Annotated in this window: 17 protein-coding genes; 4 read left to right on the forward strand and 13 right to left on the reverse strand. The window is 66.6% G+C overall.

The features are described from left to right. Window positions 1-98 precede the first annotated feature (98 nt). From guaA to ABRP28_RS08875, 6 genes are all read right to left on the reverse strand, one after another. Window positions 99-1,688, reverse strand: a complete 1,590-nt coding sequence (guaA, locus tag ABRP28_RS08850) for a glutamine-hydrolyzing GMP synthase (protein WP_350001954.1) — start codon at window positions 1,686-1,688, stop codon at window positions 99-101. Between the two features lie 97 nt (window positions 1,689-1,785). Further along, window positions 1,786-2,328 carry a DUF3817 domain-containing protein gene (locus ABRP28_RS08855; RefSeq protein ID WP_350001955.1) on the reverse strand — a complete coding sequence of 181 codons (543 nt, stop codon included), beginning with the start codon at window positions 2,326-2,328 and terminating at the stop codon, window positions 1,786-1,788. After that, window positions 2,325-3,161, reverse strand: coding sequence for an SURF1 family protein (locus ABRP28_RS08860; RefSeq protein WP_350001956.1), 837 nt, complete (start codon window positions 3,159-3,161; stop codon window positions 2,325-2,327). Before ABRP28_RS08860 ends, ABRP28_RS08855 begins: the two co-directional genes overlap by 4 nt. A gap of 89 nt (window positions 3,162-3,250) precedes the next feature. Then, on the reverse strand, window positions 3,251-3,739 hold the full coding sequence (locus ABRP28_RS08865) for a PTS sugar transporter subunit IIA (RefSeq protein ID WP_066277659.1): 489 nt from the start codon (window positions 3,737-3,739) through the stop codon (window positions 3,251-3,253). 41 nt (window positions 3,740-3,780) lie between these two features. Continuing rightward, a complete protein-coding gene (locus tag ABRP28_RS08870) occupies window positions 3,781-5,520 on the reverse strand; it encodes a glycerol-3-phosphate dehydrogenase/oxidase (protein ID WP_350001958.1) in 1,740 nt (579 codons plus the stop codon). 120 nt (window positions 5,521-5,640) lie between these two features. Continuing rightward, window positions 5,641-6,777, reverse strand: a complete 1,137-nt coding sequence (locus ABRP28_RS08875) for a GuaB3 family IMP dehydrogenase-related protein (RefSeq protein WP_066277663.1) — start codon at window positions 6,775-6,777, stop codon at window positions 5,641-5,643. Between the two features lie 188 nt (window positions 6,778-6,965). Between ABRP28_RS08875 and ABRP28_RS08880 the strand changes: the two genes are divergently transcribed. The 4 genes from ABRP28_RS08880 to ABRP28_RS08895 are packed head-to-tail and all read left to right on the forward strand — an operon-like array spanning window position 6,966 to window position 9,851. Further along, window positions 6,966-7,871 carry a hypothetical protein gene (locus ABRP28_RS08880; protein ID WP_350001960.1) on the forward strand — a complete coding sequence of 302 codons (906 nt, stop codon included), beginning with the start codon at window positions 6,966-6,968 and terminating at the stop codon, window positions 7,869-7,871. 52 nt (window positions 7,872-7,923) lie between these two features. Beyond that, on the forward strand, window positions 7,924-8,556 hold the full coding sequence (locus ABRP28_RS08885; protein ID WP_350001962.1) for a hypothetical protein: 633 nt from the start codon (window positions 7,924-7,926) through the stop codon (window positions 8,554-8,556). Further along, entirely contained in the window at window positions 8,553-9,194 is a 642-nt protein-coding gene (locus tag ABRP28_RS08890) for a hypothetical protein (RefSeq protein ID WP_350001963.1), read from the forward strand. Before ABRP28_RS08885 ends, ABRP28_RS08890 begins: the two co-directional genes overlap by 4 nt. A 9-nt stretch (window positions 9,195-9,203) precedes the next feature. Beyond that, complete coding sequence (locus ABRP28_RS08895; protein WP_350001964.1) at window positions 9,204-9,851, forward strand: hypothetical protein; 648 nt, start codon at window positions 9,204-9,206, stop codon at window positions 9,849-9,851. Between the two features lie 21 nt (window positions 9,852-9,872). On the opposite strand, the gene ABRP28_RS08900 is transcribed toward ABRP28_RS08895, so the two are convergent. The 7 genes from ABRP28_RS08900 to ABRP28_RS08930 all read right to left on the reverse strand — a co-directional run bounded on the left by ABRP28_RS08900 (window position 9,873) and on the right by ABRP28_RS08930 (window position 20,604). Next, window positions 9,873-11,732 carry an ABC transporter ATP-binding protein gene (locus tag ABRP28_RS08900; RefSeq protein ID WP_350001966.1) on the reverse strand — a complete coding sequence of 620 codons (1,860 nt, stop codon included), beginning with the start codon at window positions 11,730-11,732 and terminating at the stop codon, window positions 9,873-9,875. Window positions 11,733-11,814: 82 nt separating this feature from the next. Continuing rightward, complete coding sequence (gene guaB / locus ABRP28_RS08905) at window positions 11,815-13,326, reverse strand: IMP dehydrogenase (protein WP_350001968.1); 1,512 nt, start codon at window positions 13,324-13,326, stop codon at window positions 11,815-11,817. A 233-nt stretch (window positions 13,327-13,559) separates the two neighbouring features. Then, window positions 13,560-15,668: an acyltransferase family protein gene (locus tag ABRP28_RS08910; RefSeq protein WP_374152959.1), complete on the reverse strand. Its 2,109-nt coding sequence runs from the start codon at window positions 15,666-15,668 to the stop codon at window positions 13,560-13,562. A gap of 105 nt (window positions 15,669-15,773) precedes the next feature. Then, the gene (locus tag ABRP28_RS08915) at window positions 15,774-16,880 is read right to left on the reverse strand and encodes an NAD(P)-binding domain-containing protein (protein ID WP_350001970.1); all 1,107 of its coding nucleotides are present in this window, start codon (window positions 16,878-16,880) and stop codon (window positions 15,774-15,776) included. Then, window positions 16,877-17,242, reverse strand: a complete 366-nt coding sequence (locus ABRP28_RS08920; RefSeq protein ID WP_350001971.1) for a hypothetical protein — start codon at window positions 17,240-17,242, stop codon at window positions 16,877-16,879. Before ABRP28_RS08920 ends, ABRP28_RS08915 begins: the two co-directional genes overlap by 4 nt. 80 nt (window positions 17,243-17,322) lie before the next feature. After that, window positions 17,323-18,975 (reverse strand): response regulator transcription factor, encoded by a 1,653-nt coding sequence (locus tag ABRP28_RS08925; protein ID WP_350001973.1) that lies wholly within the window; start codon window positions 18,973-18,975, stop codon window positions 17,323-17,325. Between the two features lie 105 nt (window positions 18,976-19,080). Beyond that, the gene (locus ABRP28_RS08930) at window positions 19,081-20,604 is read right to left on the reverse strand and encodes an ATP-dependent DNA ligase (RefSeq protein ID WP_350001975.1); all 1,524 of its coding nucleotides are present in this window, start codon (window positions 20,602-20,604) and stop codon (window positions 19,081-19,083) included. Window positions 20,605-20,665: the final 61 nt, after the last annotated feature.

Raw genomic sequence — 20,665 nt, forward strand, 5'->3', positions numbered from 1 at the left:
TGAGAGACCGCAACACGTGATGGGCCTAAATTGCGGAGGTTTTTGCCCCGGGAACACCAGTGGCCGGCCCCCTTGACGGAAGCCGGCCACTCAGGATGCTATTCCCACTCGATGGTTCCCGGCGGCTTGCTGGTGACGTCCAGCACCACGCGGTTCACGCCCTCCACCTCGTTGGTGATCCGGTTCGAGATCCTGGCGAGGAGCTCGTACGGGAGCCGTGACCAGTCCGCGGTCATGGCGTCCTCGGAGGAGACCGGACGGAGCACAATCGGGTGGCCGTAGGTGCGGCCGTCACCCATGACGCCCACGCTGCGGACATCCGCCAGCAGGACCACGGGCATCTGCCAGACTTCGTTGTCCAGGCCGGCTGCGGTGAGCTCGGCGCGGGCAATGGCGTCGGCCTTACGGAGCAGGTCCAGCCGCTCCCTGGTGACCTCGCCGACGATGCGGATGCCGAGGCCGGGCCCGGGGAAGGGCTGGCGGCCTACGATTTCCTGCGGCAGGCCAAGCTGGGCTCCGACAGCGCGGACCTCATCCTTGAAGAGTGCGCGCAGGGGTTCGACGAGTTCGAACTGCAGATCCTCGGGGAGGCCGCCCACGTTGTGGTGGCTCTTGATGTTCGCTGCACCCTCGCCGCCGCCGGATTCGACGACGTCCGGGTAGAGGGTGCCCTGGACCAGGAACTTGATTTTCTCGCCGTGGGCGGCAGCCTCGGCGATGATGGCCAGTTCTGCTTCCTCGAAGGCGCGGATGAACTCTCGGCCGATGATCTTGCGCTTGGTTTCGGGATCGCTGACCCCGGCCAGGGCGGACAGGAAGCGTTCCTGTTCGTTGGCGACATACAGCTTCACGCCGGTGGCTGCGACGAAGTCGCGTTCAACCTGCTCGGCTTCGCCCTCGCGCAGCAGGCCGTGGTCCACGAACACACAGGTCAGCTGGTCCCCGACGGCGCGCTGGACGAGCGCTGCCGCTACGGCGGAGTCCACGCCGCCGGAAAGGCCGCAGATGACGCGGGCGTCACCGACCTGCTTCCGGATCCGTTCCACCTGCTCTTCGAGGATGTTGCCCGTGGTCCAGTTGGGTTCGATTTTGGCGCCCTTGAACAGGAAGTTCTCCAGGACCTGCTGGCCATAGGCGGAGTGCTTCACTTCCGGGTGCCACTGCACGCCAAAGAGGCCTTTTTCCTCGTTGGCGAAGGCAGCCACCTCAGCGCCCGCCGTCGTCGCAAGGACTTCGAAGCCCTCCGGGGCCTCGTGGACGGAGTCGCCGTGGCTCATCCAGGTGTTCTGGTGCTGGGGCATGCCTTCGAGCACCGACCGGCCCTCGCCAATGATGGTGGTGGCAGTCGAGCCATACTCCCGCAGCCCGGTCTTGTCCACCTTGCCGCCGAGGGCGTTGGCCATCGCCTGGAAGCCGTAGCAGATGCCGAAGACGGGAACGCCGGCTTCGAAGAGGTCCGCACCGACGCTGGGGGCGCCGTCAGCGTAGACACTCGAGGGGCCGCCCGAAAGGATGATGGCGGCGGGGTCCTTAGCCAGGAGCTGCTCGGTTGTGTAGGTATGCGGAACCACTTCCGAATACACATTCGCTTCCCGGACGCGGCGGGCAATAAGCTGCGCGTACTGGGCACCGTAGTCAACAACCAGCACCGGCTTCTGGGAAGTCTGGGATGCAGTGGGAGTAGTCACCGTACTAGCCTACTGGGCGCCCTTGCACCGGCGCACCTTGAGAAGCAGGGCTGTGACGGAGCGAACTTCCGCCGCAGGCCCTGCCGCGCGCTGCTGGTCAGTAGCGCTGGGGCGCCTGCGGGTGTGCTGCGAGCTCGGCCTCTACTTCGGCGTGGAACTTCTTCTCCACGATGAAGGAAAGGAAAGGGACCACGCCGCCGAGGGCCAGAAGGATCAGCTTGAGGAAGGGCCAGCGCATGAGTGCCCACAGCCGGAAGTTGGACATCAGGTACACCACGTACATCCAGCCATGAACAATCAGCACTGTCACGGAGAGGTTGACACCGCCGAGGACTCCGGGAGGTTCGGCATCCGCGAAGCCGAACCCGAAGGGCTGGCCCGTGACCGCATTGGTTCCGCCGGCAAAGAGGTACTGCCCGAACCCGTAGCGGGCAACCAGCTCGGCGCACAGCAGCAGCAGCATCCCGCCGGTGAGGTAGGCCAGGACCTTGTAGAACTTCAGGGCCGAGCGGATCTGGGATTCGGTTCCGCCGAAACGGCGCTTCTTGCTGCCTGCGTTAGTGCCTGTGTTGGCGGCTGTGTTGGCGGCTGCGTTGGTGCCTGCGGCCGCGGCGGGGTTTGCCGGTTTAGGGTCAATCATGGCTGTACCTTTTGCTGGTTGTGTTCTGGGTGCTGGTTGTCTTCATCGCTGTCCTCAAGGCTTTCCTCAAGGTCGCGGTGGTAGTCGTCCTTGACGAGCCGCCACCAGATGAAGAGGGCAAAGCCGGCGAAGACCACCCACTCGAGGGAGTAGAAGAGGTTGAGCCAGTTGATCTGCTGGGCCGGCGGCTGGGGGCCGATGTCCAGGGCAAGGAGGTCGCCCGGCACCGCCGCGGCGCTGACGTCCACGCCGTCGGCCACTTCGGCGGTGGCAGCCACGAACCCGGGGTAGCTGCTGACCTCCCAGTAGTTGATCAGCTCGGCCACGGACACGGCGGTCGCCTCACCCGGCTTGGGTGCGGTCCCCGGCACGGGCGCCTCGGACGGCAGCAGCCGTCCGGTCAGTTCGAGGGTTCCCGACGGCGGTGCGGGGGCATCGCCGGGTTCCGCCACCCAGCCGCGGGCCACCGGGATCCAGGTCTGCGGCGATGCTGCTGCGCCGGTCAGGGCGGGGGCGCCGTTGACGGCGAAAGCGGACACCACCCAGTAGCCTGTGTTGCCGTCATGCAGCCGCCCCGGGACCAGGAGCTGTTTTGAGGGGTCGTAGGATCCCTGGGCCGAGACCATCTGGTCCGCGTCCGTACCGTGGAAGAACTCGCCCGGCTGGAGGGTCTCGGTCAACGGCTGGACCTGCTCGGTGGCAGGATTCGTGGGCACCTCCGGCTGGGTGGAGCGCCCGAACTGCCACTGACTCAGCAGCACGAAGACCCCGGAAACAGCGATCGCGAAGACAAAACCGGCGATCCATCGGGGCTTAAGGGCAGTTTTCCACACGTCTTAACCGTACTTCGTAGCGCTGTAGAACAACTAAACGCGAGGCCAGGGCCAGGCCCTGCCTCTGCGGGACCACGGCTGCGGTCCGGTCAGTGATCGAAGAACACCAGGCTGGAGTTGATGAGCTCGGCGATCATATCGGGATCGTAGGCCCGGCGCAGCGACTCGCGGAAGGACTCCTTGGACAAGGACCGGGCCAGCGTGGCGAGGACCTCAAGGTGGTCTGAGAAGGAGCTCGCCGGGGTGGCAATCAGCAGGATCACCGTGGCCGGACCATCGGCGGCACCGAAATCGAGGGCATGCCCGTACTTGGTAATCCCGACGGCGATGGAGGTGCGGGAGACAAACTCGCTGCGGGCGTGCGGCAGGCCGATGCCGCCCGGCAGTCCCGTAGCGAGCTGGTGTTCCCGGGCGTTCACATGCTTGAGGAACCCGTCCAGGTCCGAAATCCGCCCGGCGGCGTGCAGCCGCTTGGCAAGCTGGGTGGCGGCGTCGGCCTTGTCCTTAGCCTCCAGCTCCAAGATCACCATGTCGGGCGTGGTGAGCTCGGCGTCGTACCGGTCAAGTGGTTCCGCCAAGGCGTATCCCTTCAGTCAGCGTTGCTGGTGCCGTGAATCCCTCAGCGCAGGGGCACGATGTCTTCCACGCCCAGGCGGGCGGCGTCTGCGGATTCGTCGTCCGGCTGTTGCTGGCTGAGGCGTTCGGCCTCCACCCGTGCAATGTAGTGCCGCACCTCGTTTTCACGCTGGGCGTCACTCCAGCCAAGGACGTCACCCATTAGTTTAGCGACAACAGGCACGGCGGACACGCCGCGGTCCCAGGCCTCGATGGAAATCCGTGTCCTCCGCGTCAGCACGTCATGGACGTGGCGGGCACCCTCATGGGTTGCGGCGTAGACGGCTTCTGCCTGGAGGTAGTCGTCGGCGCCCGGCAGGGGTTCAGCGAGGGCTGGATTTTCCTCGATGATGGCCAGCACCTCGGAGGTCATGGAGCCGTAGCGGTTCAGCAGGTGCTCAATCCGGGCAACGTGCACCCCGGATTCCTCAGCGGTACGGTTGCGGCGGTTCCAGGCTGCCCTGAACCCGCTGGCACCGAGCAGGGGAATGGTTTCCGTGCAGCTGGGCGGAACCCGCTCATCCATGGTGCGGGTGGCTTCATCCACCGCGTCCTTGGCCATGACCCGGTAGGTGGTCCACTTGCCGCCGGCCACCACCACAAGGCCCGGAACGGGGTGGGCCACCACGTGTTCGCGGGACAGTTTGGCGGTGGAGTCGTTTTCCCCGGCCAGCAGCGGACGCAGGCCGGCGTAGACGCCCTCGACGTCCTCGCGGGTCAGCGGACGCTTGAGGACCTTGTTGACGTGTTCCAGGATGTAGTCGATGTCCTTGCTGGAGGCAGCCGGGTGGGCCTTGTCCAGGTTCCAGTCGGTGTCCGTGGTGCCGATGATCCAGTGCCGGCCCCACGGAATGACGAACAGCACCGACTTTTCGGTGCGCAGGATCAGGCCGACAGTGGACTGGAAACGGTCCCGCGGCACCACCAGGTGGATGCCCTTGGAGGCACGGACCTTCAACTGGCCGCGATCGGTCACCATGGCCTGGGTTTCGTCCGTCCACACCCCGGTGGCGTTGATGACCTGCTTGGCGCGGATGTTGAACTGCGTCCCGTCTTCGTGGTTGACCACCTTTGCCCCGACCACCCGCTCACCTTCGCGGAGGAAGTCCACCACCTTCATCTGGTTGACGGCGTGGGCACCGTAGTAGGCGGCGGTACGGACCAGGTTGGCGCAGTACTTCGCGTCATCCACCTGGCCGTCGTAGTACCGGATGGAGCCCACGAACGCATCGTTCTTGAGGCTGGGGGCAGCGCGCAGGGTGCCCCTGCGGCTGAGATGCTTGTGGAACGGCACTCCCCTGCTGTGCCCGCTGGAGACGGACATGGCGTCGTACAGTGCGATGCCGGCTCCCACATACGGCCGCTCGATGAAGGGTTTCGTCAGCGGGTACAGGAAGGGCACGGGCCGGGCCAAGTGGGGCGCGAGTTCGGAGAGCAGCAGCCCGCGCTCCTGCAGCGCCTCCTTCACGAGGCCGAAATCGAGCATCTCCAGGTAGCGGAGGCCGCCGTGGATGAGCTTCGAGGACCGGGAGGACGTGCCGGCAGCCCAGTCGTTCGCTTCGACGATGCCGACGCTGAGGCCGCGGGTGACAGCGTCCAGTGCTGCCCCGGTGCCGACGATGCCGCCGCCAACGATGAGGATGTCCAGTTCCTGGCCGGGGTCCGCCGTGGCGCGGAGCCGTTGGATGGATGCTTCCCTGGCTTCCGGGCCGAGGGCCCCGCCGTTAACAGGAAAATTCTTCATTGAACGCCTCCAGTGCCTCAAGTGCCGGTAGTAAAACCACCCTACTTGCTTGCGGCACGCTTGGGCAGGAGGGCAGCGGCGGGATACCGCCGCCACCCTCCCGGTTCCAAGGGGAGTGCGTCAGTTTCCGGAGTACGGGGAAACCACGACGTCGACCCGCTGGAATTCCTTCAGGTCCGAGTATCCGGTGGTCGCCATGGAGCGGCGCAGCGCGCCAATGAGGTTGGAGGTTCCGTTGGTGTGGTGGCCCGGCCCGAACAGGACTTCCTCCAGCGGTCCCACGGTGCCGACGTTGGCCCGGTCTCCGCGGGGAAGCTCCAGGTGGTGGGCCTCCTGGCCCCAGTGCCAGCCCTTGCCCGGTGCCTCTTCGGCCCGCGCCAGTGCGCTGCCGAGCATGACGGCGTCGGCTCCCATGGCGATCGCCTTGACGATGTCGCCCGAGGTGCCCATGCCGCCGTCGGCAATGACATGCACGTACCGCCCGCCGGACTCGTCCATGTAGTCCCGCCGCGCGGCAGCGACGTCGGAAATTGCGGACGCCATGGGCGAATGGATGCCCAAGGCGCGGCGGGTGGTGGTGGTGGCGCCCCCGCCGAAGCCCACCAGCACGCCGGCGGCGCCGGTGCGCATGAGGTGCAGCGCGGGCGTGTAGCCGGCCGCGCCGCCCACGATGACGGGAACGTCCAGTTCGTAGATGAACTGCTTGAGGTTCAGCGGTTCATGGTCCTTGGAGACGTGCTCGGCGGACACGGTGGTGCCGCGGATCACAAAGATGTCGACGCCGGCGGCCACCACGGTCTTGTAGTGCTCCTGCGTGCGCTGCGGGGTCAGCGATCCTGCCACCGTCACTCCGGCCTCGCGGATCTCGGCCAGGCGGGAGGTGATCAGCTCAGGCTGGATGGGCGCCTTGTACAGCTCCTGCATCCGTCCGGTCACGGCCGGGCTGTTGGTTTCATCCTCCAGGGCGCCGATTTCGTCCAGGATGGGCTGCGGGTCCTCGTACCGGGTCCACAGGCCCTCGAGGTCCAGCACGCCGAGGCCGCCGAGCCGGCCCAGCGCGATAGCCGTCTGTGGGGACATGGCTGAGTCCATGGGCGCCGCAATGACCGGCATGTCGAACTTGTAGGCGTCAATCTGCCAGGAGACGGAGACGTCCTTGGGGTCGCGGGTACGACGGTTAGGGACGATTGCAATGTCATCCAGGGAGTAGGCACGACGCCCACGCTTGCCACGGCCAATCTCGATCTCGTAAGTCACTGCTCTAGGTTATCCCAGCCACGGCACCGTCCAGCGGACCTGCACGGGTCGCTGCCCGCCCCGGCCTCCGGAACAGGTCCGGCAGCAGAATGGGCAGCGGTACCCATGGCAGCGGCCCGCAGAAGCCCGTAGCCTAGGGCCGGGGGGCTTCGGTGACGCTCCCGTGCCCGATCCCAAGGAGAACAACCATGGCCCCTGGCCTTTACGGTGCCGACATTGAGCAGCTGCGGTCCTTGTCCAAATCCATGGGGCAGTCCGGGCAGCACCTGCTGAACACGGAGCGACAGGTCAGCAGCCTGATCTCAAACAGCGCTTGGAAAGGCAACGACGCGGGACAGTTCCGCCGCGAGTGGAGCAGCAACCTGCGCCCGATGCTGAACAAGGCGTCCCAGTCGCTGATCGACGCCTCACGGACCCTCCTGACTCAGGCGGATGAACAAGAGACTGCCAGCACAAGCGGGGGCAGGGCCGGTTCCGGACCGGGAGGCACCACCAGTCCGGCAGGGCCGGGAGCTCCGGAGGCAGCCTCAAATACCGGGCTTGAAGGCATCCTCTCCGTTGCCGGCAGCCCGGAGTGGTGGGCTGCCAACGCCGCCGTAACCGGGGCAGGCCTATATACGGACAGTCTCCTGGCCACGATGGCCAAAGGCGACCTCCTCACGAAACTGACCAACTGGCCCTGGCTGACCGCGCAGTACGCCCAGGTCCCCGGAGTTGGGTATGTCCGTGGAACACAGCTCCTGAACGGCACTTCCATGCTGGGACGCCTTTCCGGTGGCTTGGGCATCGCGACCGGCGCACTCCAAATCGTGCAAGGCGCTGCCACCGGCAACACCGGGATGGCGATTGATGGCGGGATCTCCACGGTCCTGGCGGCGGGAAGCTTCATCCCGGGGGCCGGCCCATTCTTCGCTGTCGCTGGCATCGCCTGGGGCGGTATGGGCCTCCTTGCTTCGAAGCTTGGCTATGGCTCAGCCTCCGAGATGGTCGCAGATGCAGCCAGGAATACCGTCGACGCTGTGTCCGACGCCGCCAGGGAGACCGTCGATGCCGTGGCTGACGGTGCCAAGAAGGTCTGGGGCTGGATCACATGACACCCCGGCTTCCCTAGAATAAAAACCGAGACCTGTCGACCCAAAGGCTGCTGTGACCAATCAAGAAGACGCACCACTGCCCATCACCGAACACGAACTCATCGCCCTGATCGCCCTGGCAGGAACCACCGGGGCGATCAAATGCCAGAGCCTGTTCAGGCTTGACCACGCTGCCGGCGCACCCCTCGAACAGGCCGGTGTGGCGACCCTCCTGGAACGGGGGCTCATGAAAGTTGAAGGGGAATCCCTCCTGCCGGTGGGTCCTGCCGCCGGCGTTGCAGCCGTCCTGGCGGACTCGGATGCCTGGCTGGAGGTCGCCCTGGTGACGCCGAAGGCCGAGCATGTCTACTTCCTGTTCGGATCGGGCAACGGCGCCCTGCTCCTCAGCCTCAGCAAATACGGCGTCCACGAACTGCGTCCCCTGACCGATGCTGACGGCATGTTCACCACCGCCGTCGCGATGGTGGGCTTCTACCTGGATACCGCGCCTGATGGGCGGCCCGCGGCGGGCACGCTGCGGCGGCACGTTGCGGACGGCACCTTCCACTCCGTCCACATCAAGGCCGAAGCGGATGGTTCCCTGGAAATCGTCAACGGCGACAACGACCGGCCTGTCCCTGCTGCGCTGCGGCCGGAGGAGCTGGAAGAGCGCCTGCGCCAGGGTTTGGGCCTCCAGACGGCATGACACATTCCGTTCCTTTCCCCGCGAACCTGCCCGCGTACTCCCTTGAGCACTGGCTTTCCCCGGACCTGGCCCGGGTGAGCCCTCCAAACGCGCCATCCCGGTTACGGCAACTGGCCGATGCCCAGGGCACCTTGGCGGCAGGCTGGAGCAGCGCGATCGCCGGCGGACCCGTCCTGGTCCTGACGGGTTCGTTCTTCTCAGCCGTGTCAGGAAACCCTGCCGCTGTGCTGGTGCTCGGCCCACTGGGTACCGCCCTCATGGTGCTGGGCCTGACCTCGTGGAAGCGGGTCCGCAGCAGGCTTCCCAACACGAACAAGCTGCTTGTCACACGAGGCCCTGGTAACGCCCGGGGCGGCATCGCCATGGTGGCCGGACTGGCCGGCCTCATTGGCGCGGCCATGGTTATGGTACTTCCGACGGCCGCGGAACAAGGCACAACCGTTTCCCTTGTTGGTGTCTACCTGCTTGTTGTGGCTCTCCTGGTGGCCTGCATCGTGGTCCCGTCGGCAGTGCTGGGACGCGCCCGGGAGTCATTCCGGCTGCGGGTCCAGTCCAACCCGGAACTCCGCAGGGCTGTGGAACAGGACCTGGCCGTCTGGCGCGATCCCCACGGCAACGCCGGCTACGGGCCGCTGTGAGGTGACCTGATGGGCAGGCAGTGGATTTTCGACGGGCACATTGCCGGCATCGGCACAGCCTCTGGCCTTCGCGCCGTGGTGGGCATCTGGCAGGAGTCGCCCTTCGGGCCCTTTGCCGACGTCATGGTCCAGCACGCCTCCGGGCACCGGCAGCTCCTGGCCCCGAACCGGGAAGTGGCGGACTTCATCGCCGCCACCTACGCCTTCGACGACGTCACGGAGGTTGAGCTGTCGGCGCGGCTGGGCCACAGGACACTGGAGGTCGACGCCGGTCCCCTGACGATCAGCGCCCGTCTAGGCGGACGGGCCCTCCTGGGCAGGATGCTCAGGGCAGTCCCCCGGCGCGTCGCCGTGCACCCCGGCTGGCTGCATGCCATCAGCCCGGTTGCCGGGGTCCTGAGCAGCGGGTCCCGGACCTCCGGCACCGCGGGCAGCGGCCGGCGCGAATATTACGGGGTGAGCGACCTGCACAACATCACCTCTGCCGTCGTCAGCTGGGACGAGGTCGACGCCGGGGCCTTGGCCCCCATCCGGCCGGCGGTGACATTTGGATTCAGCAGCGTCCCGCCCCGGCCAAGCCTGGCCCGGGTCCGCACCACCGTGGTGGAAAGTGGCGGTGCCGGGGACAAGTCCCCATCGCGGGGGCAGGGAAAGTGAGATGGTTTCAGCAGCAGCTGCCTATACCGGCCCGGCCTCGTCCACGCTGAGCTGGGATTCGAACATCCTGAAGTACCGGCCGCGGAGTGCCACCAGTTCTTTGTGGGTCCCCTGTTCCACGATCCTGCCGTCCTCCAGCATGTACACGATGTCCGCCTTTTCGATGGTGGCGAGCCGGTGGCTGATAGCGATGATGGTGCTGCTGCGGTCGGCGAAGAGGCGGGTGAAGATGCGGTGCTCGGCGAGGGCATCGATGGCCGACGTTGGTTCGTCCATCACCATGAAGGACGCGTCGCGGTAAAAGTTGCGGGCCATGGCCAGCCGCTGCCACTGGCCGCCCGAGAGTCCGCTGCCCTTGCGGCCCCGGGGGTCCTCCATCCAGTTGCTGACGTGGTTGTCCAGGCCGTTGGGGAGTTTGTTGATGAAGTCCAGGGCCTCGGCATCTGCTGCGGCCCTTCGGATCCGTGCGTCGTCACGGGGTGAGTCAACGTCGCCAAAATAGATGTTCTCTGCCGCAGTGGCGAATTCGTATTTCAGGAACTCCTGGCTCAGAACCGCCAGGTGCCGGTGCCAGGAGGTGACGTCCACGGCGGCGAGGTCCACGCCGTCGAGCATTACCTGTCCCGAGTCCGGACGGTACAGCCCGGCGAGGATCCTGATCAGCGTGGACTTGCCGGCGCCGTTCTCCCCCACGATGGCGATGTGCTGGCCTTCACGGATAGTCAGGCTGATCCCCCGGATGACTTCCACGTCGCTGCCCGTGTAGCTGAACCGGATGTCCTGCAGTTCAACGGTTTTTGGCGACTGCAGCAACGGCGGGGCGTGCATTGAATGCACGGGCATGGCCATGAACAGCTCATAGTCCTTGAGGTTGGCCAGGTCCTCGTCGATGGAGCTGAGGGAGGAAACCAGGTTGTTCGCCGTAGACAGTGCCCGGCTGACAATCTGCTGCACGTAGAGGAACTGCCCCACCGGCTGAGCGCGGGCGATGATCTGGCCCACCACCCAGATCAGCGAGACCACTTCCGCACCGTACTGGAGGGCATCCGCGGCAAGCTGTTTGGGGATGTACCGCCGCTGGTAATCAAGGCGGCGGCGCTCGTCCGCGTCACGGAGGCGGGAGCGGAGGTCCATCAGGAAACCCACGATGCCGTAGAGCCGCATCTCGGCGATGTGCTGCGGCCGCAGGAGGTTGGTCTCGATCATCCGGCGCTGGCGGCGTGAATCCACTTGCGTGTTCCAGTGCGCTATCTGCTCCCGGGACAGTTTGAACTGCAGGTAGACGCTCGGCACGATGGCCACCAGGACGATCACCGCAATCCACCAGCTGACCAGCAACAGGGCGCCCACGGCCAGGATCACCGAGACGAGCTGGGTGAAGATCGCAGCGATCCGGTCAAGCACCCGCGCGTAGGAGTCGGAGAACCGCTTGGCGCGGTCATACAGGTCCACGGTTTCTTTGTCGTCGTACCGCCAGAATTCCAGGGCCAGGAACCGCTCGTACATCTGGTCCCCCACGATGGCTCCCACCTTGAAGCTCATCAGCTGCTGGATGTACCTGTCCACGCTGGTGAAGGCGCCCCAGAAGAGTCCTAAAGCGGCGGTGATGATGACATAGACAATGGCTACCTGCCCGGCCGCAGTATCACCTGCGTAGGCTGCAGCCAGCGCCGTGGTGGTGAGGGCAGCAAAGTACGTGGTCACCAGCGGAAGCACGGCCGAGATCAACGAACCGAGGACCTTCATGACCACGGCCCCCGGCGATGCCCGGAAGCTGACCCGCAGGACCTGCGCCACAGCGCGGGTGTAGGGCCGGAGGGCCAGGCGGCGCTGGGGTTCCCTTTTGGGGCTTAATTCGGCCGGATGGCCTGGTGGGGGCATGATTTCAGCCTAGTGGTGAGTACAGACACCGCAGGCCATGGAGCGTGGACTCCATGGCCTGCGGGACTGGCTTGATTTTCGTTTAGCGGGAACCGTAGTTCGGCGCCTCGACGGTCATCTGGATATCGTGCGGGTGCGATTCCTTCAGGCCGGCCGGGGTGATCCGGACGAACTTGCCGCGAGCCTTCAGCTCGGCCACGGTGGGCGCTCCGGTGTAGAACATGGTCTGGCGCAGGCCGCCCACCAGCTGATAGGCCACGGAGGACAGCGGACCGCGGTAGGCCACCCGGCCCTCGATGCCTTCGGGGATGAGCTTGTCATCGCCGGAGACGTCGGCCTGGAAGTAGCGGTCCTTCGAGTAGGACGTGTTCTTGCCGCGGGACTGCATGGCACCCAGGGAGCCCATGCCGCGGTAGGACTTGAACTGCTTGCCGTTGACGAAAATCAGCTCACCCGGCGATTCGTCGCAGCCGGCCAGCAGGGAGCCGAGCATCACGGTGTCGGCACCCGCCACGAGCGCCTTGCCGATGTCGCCGGAGTACTGCAGGCCGCCGTCGGCAATGAGGGGAACACCGGCGGGGATCGCTGCCTTGGCGGATTCGTAGATGGCGGTGATCTGCGGGACGCCCACGCCGGCCACTACACGGGTGGTGCAGATGGAGCCCGGTCCCACGCCCACCTTGATGCCGTCGGCACCGGCGTCGATCAGGGCCTGGGCGCCTTCGCGGGTGGCGGCCTGGCCGCCGATGATGTCCACGTGTGCGGCCACGGGATCGGATTTGAGGCGGCGGATCATGTCCAGCACGCCCTGCGAGTGGCCGTTGGCGGTGTCCACGAACAGGGCGTCGACGCCGGCGTCCACCAGTGCCATGGCGCGGTCCCAGCCGTCCCCGAAGAAGCCGATGGCAGCGCCCACGCGGAGGCGGCCTTCATCGTCCTTGGTTGCCAGCGGGTACTGCTCAGCCTTGGTGAAGTCCTTGGTGGTGATCAGACCCTTGAGCCGGCCCTGCTCGTCCACCAGGGGAAGCTTCTCGATCTTGTTGGTGGCGAGCTTGTGCGAGGCTTCCTCACGGCTGATCCCCACATGTCCCGTGACCAGGGGCATCTTGGTCATGACGTCGCTGACCAGCCGCAGCGGGAAGTCGGACTCGGGGACGAAGCGGGTGTCGCGGTTGGTGACGATGCCGAGCAGGCGCATGTCCTCATCTACCACGGGCAGGCCGGAGACGCGGTACTGCGAGCAGATCTCATCCAGCTCAGCGAGCGTGGCCTGCGGGCCGATGGTCAGCGGGTTGGTGATCATTCCGGACTCGCTGCGCTTGACCCGGTCCACCTGGTCCGCCTGGTCCTGGATGGACAGGTTGCGGTGGATGACGCCCAGGCCGCCCTGGCGTGCCATGGCGATTGCCATCCGGGATTCGGTGACAGTGTCCATGGCGGCGGACAGCAGCGGCGTGTGGACCGAAATACGCTTGGAAATCCGCGAGGACGTGTCGGCGTCGGACGGGATAACGTCCGTGTGGCCCGGCAGGAGCAGCACGTCGTCGTAGGTCAGGCCGATGAAGCCAAAGGGGTTGTGTTCGGGCTCGGTCATGAGTGCGCCTCTTACCTTGGTAGCTGGACGGGTAGGGGTTGCAGCTGATGACCAGCCCGTCATTACGGGACTGGCCTGTGCAGGAAATGTTCCGGGACCGCCGCGGCAGGCGGGGACCCGGAGGCCGGAAGTATTGAGTAAATATTAGAACCTCAGCGCCGATCCCCCTATTCCACGCGTGCAATGTGAGCAACCGCACGCCCGCAGCGCGGGCGGTGCATGGTTCGAGGCTGTCAGCTCCAGCCGGTGGCGGCCAGCAGGCGCTGTTCGAACATGGGAATCATGCTTTCCACGTAGGTCCGCGTGAGGTGGTTGTCGTCCTTGTAGACGTACACGTTGCCCACCACACCGGGACATTTCCCCCGCGCGCAGATGAAGTCGCTGAGGTCCATCAGGTGCAGGCCGGCCAGTTTGCCCCGGTAGCTTTCCAGCGGGGATGGTTCCACCAGGGACTCCGCCAAGGACACGCTGCACTCCGGGGCGTCCGGCCCGTTGCGCTGGATGCATTCAGGCATGTTGAACGTAAAGCGGGGGTTGTCCCGGATGCCGATGATCTCGATTCCGGCATCAGCAAAGGGCCGGACCCCTTCCAGGTACCCCGGGACCTCGGTTTCGAACGGGGCTTCCTCATGGGTCAGTGAGGCCACCGTGAACACTGCGTCCGGCTGGTGCTCCAGGACGTAGGCGGCGCTGGCCCGGTTGTAGGCGTTGCATTCGGCATTCCGTGCTGCCGACTCCGCCCCGAAGCGGCACGCCGGCATCAACAGCGTCACCAGTTCCCAGCCGCGCCCGGCGGCTATCGGCGCCAGCGCACCCAGGTACTGCTGGGAGTGGGAGTCCCCCAGGACCACAATGCGCTTGGTCACCCCACCCTCCGGAACCTCCTGCCGGCACCCTTCGAGGATGGGGTTGCTGGTGGCGTTGGCGCCGGTGCAGGGTGCGTGGATTCCGGCCCAGTCGTTGTCCAGTGCCGAGGGGCCGGGGATGATCCTTGCATCCGGGGCCGGCACCGGGGCGTTCTCCGGGCTGAGGGCGGCGGCCCCCGGCGTGAGTTCCCGCGGCTGTGCCGCCGTCGCGCTTTCCTCTGCGGTGAGCGTGGTCTGCCAGATGGCCACGGGTCCGGCAAGGAGTGCGCCGCAGGCGGCAACAACGACGGCGGTGCGCCAGGCCCGCCGCTGCGGCCAGTGCCAGTCACGCAGGGGTCTTTCAACGAAGCGCGTGGTGAGGACGGCAAGCACGATGGAGGCGCCCACGACACCCAGGCCCTGGGCCAGGTTGGGTGCCTCCACACCGGTGGCCGCAAGGGCGAATACCAGGACCGGCCAGTGCCAGAGGTACAGGGCATAGGAATTGTCTCCCAGCGCCACCAGGGGCCTGCTGCTGAGGAGCCTGTCCACGCCGAAGCGGCTGCCGGATTGTCCCGCGACGATGATGGCCGCGGCCGCCAGCGTGGGCCACAGCGCCACGAAGCCGGGGAACGAGCGGTCCACCGTGAGCAGCAGGCCGCAGGAGACCATTGCCGCCAGGCCTGCCCAGCCCAGCACCACCCGGAGTACCCGGCCGGGCTTGAGGCAGGGCAGGACCAGCGCCAGCAGCGAGCCCAGCGCGAACTCCCAGAGCCGGGTCCTGGTGTCAAAGTAGGCATACGCCTGGTTGCCGGCCGTCTGCTCCACGGAATAGGCCAGCGACACTGCGAAGACCGTACCGAAAACCAGTGCCAGCAGGCCGCGGTAGCTGACCCGGTTGAGCGCGGGGGCCCGGTGCAGCAGCGCCAGCAGCGCGGCGGTGCCCGCGAAGATGAGGGGCCACAGGATGAACACCTGTCCCTGGATGGACAGCGACCAGAAGTGCTGCAGCGGGCTGGCTCCGGCGTGGTCCTGGGCATAGTAGTCAACGGCGGTGTCGGCGAGCAGCCAGTTCTGGCTGTACAGCAGTGACGCCCAGGCCTGGTCCAGCACCTGCGGCCAGCGGCTTTGCGGCAGGATCAGCCACGTCCCTGCGAGGACCCCAAGGATGACCACGACGGCGGCGGGCAGCAGCCGCTTGAACAGGTGCAGCCAATGCGCCAGCAGGCCGAAGGGCCGCCCTGCCTCGGCTTTCCGGACAAAGGAAAGGGTCAGCAGGAACGCGGAGATCAGCAGGAAGATGTCCACTCCCCCGGACACCCGGCCCAGCCACACGTGGTACGCCACGACCATCAGCACGGCGAGCGCGCGGAGCCCCTGGACCTCCGGCCGGAAGGTCGGTTTCCGGCTTTTGGCGGCTGCTTCGGGCACCGGGCGGGACGCAGCCGCGGTTCTCGCTATCGACACAAAAAGACCTTCCAGCGGCGGGCAAAACATCAATCCTACCGAGGCCTGGGGGATTTTCCGGGAAAGGTAACGGGCATCACGGCGCTGTCCGGGCGGCAAAGGAGGCGCCAGCTCAGGCGGCGGCGCCGGCGCGGCTCAGGCGGCTGCCACCGCGGCTCCGTGAGCGGCGGGAGCCGGAATCCTGGCCGCCAGGTAGCGTGCGTCGCGGCCGAGGCCCGGGAGGGTGTCCGATACCTCCGCGTAAAGGAACCGCTGCCCCAGGAAGAACAGCCCTGGCGAATCCAGAGCCACACCGCGCCACTGCCGGGGCATTGCGCCGGCGTCGAGCAAGGCCGGATCGATCCAGCTGAATTCCTCACGGAATCCGGTGCACCAGATCACGGTGGAGACTTCAAGGCGCGTTCCGTCCGCCAGTACAGGCATCCCGTCAGCAACCCCGGTGACCCTCGGCACGACGTGCACGCCGGCGGCCGCGAGGTCCTTCGTCTTCGTCCTGATCAGCGGTTCGGCGTGCGCTTTCATTGCCGGCGCCACCTTGCGGCCAATCGGTGAACCAAGCGTCAACACGTGCAGGCCAAGGAAGCGCACCACCGGGAATGCGTAACGTGCCGCGGCTTCGCCGTGCTTCACCGGGATTTCGCCTGTGGGCTTGCCGGCCACCAGCGCCGGCCGGGTCCTGGAAACCTCGAGGCCGATCTCAGCCCCCGAGTTCCCCAGCCCCACAACCAGGACCGGACCTTCCTTGAGTTGCTGCGGGTTCTTGTACTGGCTGGAATGCAATTGCCGTACGGAAGGCGCCAGTTCAGCCGCAAAGCCTGGCACCTCGGGCGCCTGGGTGGAGCCTGTCGCAACCACAACGTTGCGCGCTTCCCACCGGTGGCCGTTGGCCGCGGCCACGTAGTGGTCTCCTTCCCGCCAAAGGCGCTCCACGCGGACGCCGTGGCTCACGGGCAATTCAAATTTTGCGGCATACCATTCGAGGTAATCCGCCACTTCATCCTTGGTGGGAAAGGACAGCAGGTCCGCCGGGAACGGAGCGCCGGGCAGTCCGTCGTACTTGGCGGGAGTGAACACCCGGAGCGAATCCCACCGCTGCCGCCAGGAATCGCCAGTCCTTTGGCAGGCGTCCAGAATCAGGAACTTCCGTTTGTGGCCTTTCATGAAATAGCCCAGGGCCAGCCCGGCCTGCCCGCCGCCGATGATGATGGTGTCAAGCGTGCCGGCCGCATTGTTGTTGCTCATGACCGTGCTCCTTTTATAGCAAGTGGATTCCTGAGGCTGGACCCTCCAGCTGGGCTGCCGGCCGACGCACTTTCTGTTGGGGTGCTGGCTGCTGTTTCGTGTCCCGTTTCCCTGTAGAGCAGCCACCATGCCAGCATCAGGGCGGATGCCAGGACGTAGGCCAGGTGGAGGACCCAAATGGGACCTGCGGGAAGATTGAAAACGTAGATCGAGTGCACCGCGTTGGCCACGTTGCTCAGCACCAGGTTGCCCAGGCTGTACGACGCAAGGTCCTTGGTGCGTGCAGCCTTCAGAAGCATCGGGAGCATACCGACGGCGAAGAGCACTGTCGACACGGTTCCGGCGAGCACTGGAAGGTTCATGTTTTGAGGCTACGGGCGCGGCCCTCCCCTCCGCGTCGACGGAATCATGTAAACCCTCGCCGCGGGGCAGATGGGTATTTCTATGCAGGCGGCTGCCCGGCCAACCCGTGCTCATAGGCGTAGCTGGTGGCCGCCGCCCTGGAGGACAGGCCAAGCTTGAGGAAGATATTGCTGATGTGGCGTGCCACGGTCTTTTCACTGAGGTAGAGCTCTGCCGCGATGGCGCGGTTCCCTTTCCCCGACGCCACTTGCCGGAGCACTTCGGTTTCCCGGGGGGTCAGCGGTCCGGCGCCTGCTGCTTCGTCGGCGGCTGCGCGCATCAAGGACGCTGCCCAGGCTGCGGCGGGTGCTGCCCCCAGCTCCAGGAATTCCTCATGTGCGGCCTCGAAGTCCATCAGCGCCGAAGGCTCATCCCCAAGCGAGCGGCACGTACAGCCGATCAGGGCTCTGCAGCGGGCAGCCTCGTATGGAACGCCCAGCTTCTGCCACAGTCTCCACGCCCGCCGCAGGGATTGCGACGCTCCGGCAGCGTCGCCTTCGGCGATCCGGACCCCGCCGTCAGCCTGGCTGGCGAAAGCTTGGAGCATGGCTTTGGGCTGCTCCCTGGCAATGATTCCCAGCTCGTCGGCAGCCTGCCGCGCGGCCTCGGGATCGCCCGCAGCCAGTTCGATGTCCACCAGCGCTGGCAGCAGGTGGCAGCGGGTGGCAGCATCGGCAATCCCGGCCGCCCGGCGAATCATTGACTGTGCCTGCCGCGCCTGTCCGCGGGCCAGCAAGAGGAGTGCAAGGCCAGGCTGCGGTTCCCACCCACTTCGTGCGGCCTGCCGGTAGCATTCTTCAGCGGTGTCCAGCTTCCCGGCGAGGCGCTCCACTTCGCCCTGCTGGTAGAAACCGCCGTACAGCGCTTGGGGATCACCCCTGCCGGCAAGACCTTGAGCCACAGCAGCGGCCTTGCGCGCCTCGGCCCATGCGCCGTGCAGCCGGAAGAGCTCGGCACGGTGGGACTGGCATTGACCGCTGAAGGCCACCATGTCGGGCCGGGCACGGCACCAGCGGTCCAGTGCCACTGTCCACTGCAGCGCCCTCTCCAAATCGAACACCAGGTGGCAATTGCCAATTACCGCACAATAGATTATTCCCGAAGGCACCGGTGACAGCTCCCCCGCTGTTACCGCCACCATGACTTCATCGAACTTTCCCAGGCCCTCGTCTGTGCGCCCCAGCATCAGCGTTGCTTGTCCGGTTCCCAGAAGGGCCAGCGCCGTCAGGTCCCTGTCCTGGAACGTCCGCGCAAAAGAGCCCGCTTCGGTGAAAAGCTGCAGCGCGCCTGCGGCGTCGCCGCCGTAGAGTTTGCCCAGCGCGACGGGGAACAGCAGCAAGCCCGCCACCGGACCCGGTTCATCAAGCTCGTCCACCAACGCTTTACCCCTCGCAAACCAGCCCGCACTCCGGGCGGTTTCGCCAAGGTTCAGCAGGTGCATGCCCAGCCACACCGCGCACCGCATCGCGCCTGCGATGTCGCCGATAATCAGGTATTCCTCGTGCGCGCGGGTGAGGGTGTCCAGGCCTGTTGTGATGTCGCCGGTCAGGATTTCGGCCGTTGCCAGACGCTCAAGGTCGGCTGCGGGTAGTCCGCCGCGCCTGTCCGCGTCCGCGTAGCTCCTGGAAGCGTCTGTCCAGCGGTGTTCCCGGAACGCTGACCGCCCTTCGTCAATGCCCGTTTCAGTTGACACTCCGGCCTCCTCGGACACCACCCGTCCAGCCGCACTGATGGGGCCGTGCGCTGGACGCTGAGGTACTTAAGCGCCACGGTACGCCCGCCCTCGAACCGGCACAACCTACGGGCGAAGCAACGCGCGGAGGGTCTGGATGGTGTCCGCTTCCCCAGCGGGCTTGTCATCGCGGTAGCGCTTGACCCGGGCGAACCGGAGCGCAATGCCACCGGGATACCGCGGGGACTGCTGCACGCCGTCAATCGCGATCTCGACGACGGTCACGGGCTCCACCCAGACGGTGCCCGCCGTGCGCCGCACCTCGAGCTCCTGGAAACGTTCGGTCTGCCACTGCAGCAGCGCGTCGGTGAGGCCCTTGAAGGTTTTGCCCACCATGACGTAGCCGCCGGGTTCACCGAACTCCCCGTGCGGGTCCAATGCTCCAAGATGCAGGTTGGAGAGCAGCCCGGTGCGCCGTCCCGACCCCCATTCGCAGGCGAGGACCACCAGGTCGTAGGTAAGCACGGGCTTCACCTTGATCCAGTTGGAGCCGCGGCGGCCGGCGGCGTAGGCAGATTCCACCGCCTTCACCACCACGCCCTCGTGGCCGGCGGCGAGCGCATCGCGGGAGACCCTTTCGGCAACACTTGGGTCTGCCGTGATCTGGCCGGGAATCCGGTGGTCCGGGGCGATGCCCTCAAGAACGCCTATGCGCGTGGACAGCGGCTCGTCCAGGAGGTCGCGCCCGTCGATGTGCAGCACGTCGAAGAACCAGGGATGCAGGAGGGTGGTGCGCGCCGCGTCCGCGCCGAACCGGGACATGGTCTCCTGGAACGGCCGGGGGCCGCCGTCCTCATCGAGGGCCAGGGTCTCGCCGTCAAGGATCACATCCCGCACTGGCAGTGCGCGCACCACCTCCACCACCTCGGGCAGGCGGTGGGTCACCTCGGCCAGGGTGCGTGTGTAGATACGCACGTCTTTGCCGGCGCGGTGCACCTGGATGCGGGCGCCGTCGAGCTTGTATTCCACGGACGCCTCGCCGGTAACCTCCAGGGCGGCGCCGGCGCTGGCCGCCGTGGAAGCGAGCATCGGCTGCACGGGGCGGCCGACGACGAGGCCGACGGCGTCCAGCTGCGCCTCCGTGCCCGTGATGGCCAGCAGGGCGGTTTCGCCGAGGTCGCCGGAGAGCATGACCGCGCGCCGTACGGCGGCGACGGGCCGGTCCGAGGCACGGGCAACGGCATCCGTCAGCACCCCCTCAAGCGCACCGGTGCGCAGCTCCCCCAGCAGCACGCCGGAGATGAAGGCCTGCTCCCTTTCCGTAGCCGCCGCCGTGAGCGTCCGAAGCGTCGCGGCGCGCTCCGCCGCAGACCCGGCCCCCGCGGTGGCGAGCAACCGGTCTAAGGCGGCGTCGAGGTCGGCGAGGGTGAGGGCCGGTTCCTGGGCCGGCTCCCCCATGGCTGCAGACATGCCGCGCCATCCCACCCCCACCCGGCCCTGGCGCGGCCTGGCGGTCAGCAAGCCCACCGCCGTCGCGATTTCCGCTGGTTCCAGCCGGCGCAGCAGGTCCGCCAACGCGTCCACCTTCGCGAGCCGGGAGCGCGTGGCTGCGACCGTATCCGTAGTTTTCACGAGCTCGTCGAGCAGCATGGCATCAGTCTGCCACGCCCGGCCCGTCCACTATGGACAGCTCCGGACGGGAGTTCCAGAC

The organism is Pseudarthrobacter sp. WHRI 8279 (assembly GCF_040224115.2).
In the GTDB taxonomy this organism is placed as follows: domain Bacteria; phylum Actinomycetota; class Actinomycetes; order Actinomycetales; family Micrococcaceae; genus Arthrobacter.